The following is a 2,441-nucleotide window of genomic DNA, read 5'->3' as shown; positions in this document are numbered from 1 at the left end:
GCGTCAATCTTAAAACCTGGTTTACCGCCTGTACCCAGTGAGGCGACTTTCTCGGCATCAGTTGTTGGCGTCACGTTGTCAAGAGTGATATTCGCCTTTTGAGATTGGTCCAGGATGTGCCATGCATACTTCCCTGTTCCGTCAGTAGATGCCGACAGCTCCACAGTTGGTGCTGAGATCTTCGAGGAAGCGACTGAATCCGATGACCCAGCTACCGTTCCCTCATCGACGAGCTTCGCTGCGTCGGAAGGCTCTCGGGTGGGGTAGTCGATATCTAACCTGTCGGCTTGTATAGAAGAACTCAGCCACTGAACAAAGTGACCACCATCTGCTTCGACCTTAGTTTTCAACGTGTAATCAACCTCAGCCGTTCTATCATTAGATTTCCAAACCCCAAGCAGATGAGGCTGTTCAAGCGATGAAGTGTCATCTGAGGCGATATTTGCGTTCGCCGTAACCCGCTGGTCAGGGCCGGCCGCTTTTTGCAACTCACCAATGGCGATCATCAGCGCCATACGGGCGTTGGCTCTCGCTGCACCAAGCACTAGACCATTCTTTGACCCTCTCAACTCCACCACAGATAGATTCAACATCGCCAGTGCTATCAACACGAGCAACACCATGATAGTGATCGACGCTATTAAGGCAAAGCCAGCGGGAATCGGCCTCTTTTTCGGCTCTGTTATCTTTAATTGTTTCATTGTTTGCCCCCTCATAATTTTTTTGACCCCGTATCAACCTCAAGGGGCAGTATGTACAATGTAACACAAAAACGAATCCGCGTCATCATCAATTTAGATGATGACGCGGATTCCGATATAGCTATCGAGCCTTGGACAACTATAACTCACGTATCTTAATGCTCTTGAACCAGACCTCGTCGTTATGATCTTGTAGTAAGATGGGGCCACTCCAGCTGCCGAAACCTTTGCTTTTAGAATATTTACCTTTAGAGTATTTGCTATTTTCGAAGCATTGTTTCCAATCGTCGCTCCCGTATACGATCTCGACGACTTTTTCACCATTGAGCCAATGCTGAATGGTCTTACCATTTACCACGATGCGCGCGTGGTTCCACTGACCAACTGGGTTGACGGGTTTACTGTCGGGTGCAGCTTTCAGCTCATACAGCGAAGCTGCCCGGTGTGTAGGATTTTCTTTATCTTTGTGCTTATAATCGTCAAGAATCTGGTATTCGAGGCCTAACTTGCCTTGAGTCCGATATTTTACGCCGCTATTACCGGCTTCAGATATTTTCCAATCAAAGCTGAGTTCGAAGTTTTCGAAATGGTCGCGGGTGATGATGTCACCTGGTCGTTTCCCGCTGCGATGAATGACACCATCTTTAATAGACCAGCCATCACCGACGGCTTGTCCTTTGAGGTTGGTCCATTGGGAAAAGTCACCGGAGGCAAAAAGATCCTTGCTCTGATTACCAGATTCACTGGTGGGTTCCACCGCTTGTCCGATTGAGATTGGCAACAACGTCAGAGCGGCGCATGCCGCGGAGGATTTAAGGAAGCCACGAAGGCTGATAATGGATGTGTTCATAGTATTTTAAGATGTTTTCTGGATACTGGGAAAATTTATATTCTGCTCATGTTACTTCCAATCGATCTTGGCAATTTTCGTTTCCACGTTGACAGATACGGAAGCATGCTGGAACTCACGCTGGAACGTCCAGCCCTTGCGAACGGCATTACCTTTCGGGGGACCTAGTGGCTTTTCAAACTCTGGATACCATTCTAAAGTGCCTTGACTAGGCTCCCAACCCCAAGTGTAACAGAAATAGCAGTTCTCTTCGGCCGCAATAAGGAAACAAGCCAATGGGAAAAGTATATCTTTTCGCGCCTCGCGCCGGAGGTCACTCAGTGACATTCTCTTCTTTAGCTCCGGGTTTTTGCGCAACGCCATCGTAAAGTCTGGCCAACCTTTAAAGAGGATAAGCTTGCCATCCTTGGCGGCAGCTCGCATCGCCTCCAACGTATTGACCATATATTCCACACTTTGCTGCCTGGCCTTCCCATTACGGTCGAAGTCATCGATCATGGCACCGTCAGTCACCTGTAGTTGCTCTTGCCCCAGCGGCGGCCGTTTACCATCAGTGCCGTGCAACGGATTAAAAACAATCAGCTTGTCTGGCCCAATTTTTCGCCTTGCATCAGCGAGCATGGAAAACACAGCCTTATTCATGACAGCGGCTTTATCCGCACCGAATGCCTTAGCATACGAACCTTTGGGGTGACCCGCGACAGCACCATCAACAAAGATACCATCGCAGTCATATTTGTGGACTGCGTCGGCAGCAGCATCGCTCCACCAGTCCTGAACTTCTTGTCGCACCACATCAAAGTATTTCGTGACTATGTCTTTCTTACCTTTTCTAGCTTTGGTGTGGATCAGGTATGCAGCAGGATAGGCTTTATTGGCTGTTTTCGATT

General features: G+C 48.6%; 2 protein-coding genes and 1 pseudogene. All 3 read right to left on the bottom strand.

All coding sequences use genetic code 11. The features are described 5' to 3' along the window. A pseudogene (locus ABGY95_RS10455) lies at positions 1-716 on the bottom strand (hypothetical protein); the annotation flags it as partial. Between the two features lie 124 nt (positions 717-840). After that, complete coding sequence (locus tag ABGY95_RS10450; protein ID WP_347441627.1) at positions 841-1,551, bottom strand: DUF1080 domain-containing protein; 711 nt, start codon at positions 1,549-1,551, stop codon at positions 841-843. Positions 1,552-1,602: 51 nt separating this feature from the next. After that, positions 1,603-2,441, bottom strand: an 839-nt coding sequence (locus ABGY95_RS10445; RefSeq protein WP_347441626.1) for a putative glycoside hydrolase, incomplete at its 5' end; no start/stop codon positions are given.

The sequence above is a fragment of the Rubritalea sp. genome, assembly GCF_039830215.1.
In the GTDB taxonomy this organism is placed as follows: Bacteria; Verrucomicrobiota; Verrucomicrobiia; order Verrucomicrobiales; family Akkermansiaceae; genus Rubritalea.
The sequence above is the reverse complement of the archived record's forward strand: the minus strand, read 5'-3'. Positions and strand labels throughout refer to the sequence as shown.

Bases quoted from the DNA above. Each gene is read 5' to 3' on its own strand.
- ABGY95_RS10450 (WP_347441627.1), bottom strand. From the start codon at position 1,551: ATGAACACATCCATTATCAGCCTTCGTGGCTTCCTTAAATCCTCCGCG.